Source organism: Paraburkholderia sp. SIMBA_027 (assembly GCF_046535315.1).
Taxonomy (GTDB): domain Bacteria; phylum Pseudomonadota; class Gammaproteobacteria; order Burkholderiales; family Burkholderiaceae; genus Paraburkholderia; species Paraburkholderia tropica.
The window spans coordinates 1-254 of record NZ_JAWRWY010001125.1 but is presented as its reverse complement, the minus strand read 5'-3'; the positions used below and the strand labels follow the sequence as shown (position 1 = coordinate 254).

Here is a 254-nt window from a genome sequence, read left to right as displayed (position 1 = left end):
TCCGCCGCGTCACTACCTCAAGGGGACTACGTGTCTGAAACAACAACCCATCCGGCAACAACAACCCGTCCGGCCAATGGTGCCCGGATCGTCCTCAAGGACGTCACTAAAACCTATCCCGGCCTGGTGATTCAAGCCGTCGAGTCCTTCACCATGGACATCGCCCCTGGTGAGCTGATCATGTTCGTCGGCCCTTCGGGTTGTGGCAAAACCACCACCATGAAGATGATCAACCGAATCATCGAACCCACTTC

1 protein-coding gene is annotated in these 254 nt (G+C 56.3%); it reads left to right on the top strand.

The window, feature by feature from the left end:
• Positions 1-30 precede the first annotated feature (30 nt).
• Positions 31-254: ATP-binding cassette domain-containing protein (locus tag SB764_RS42625; protein WP_410867125.1), on the top strand; the 224-nt coding region annotated here is incomplete at its 3' end.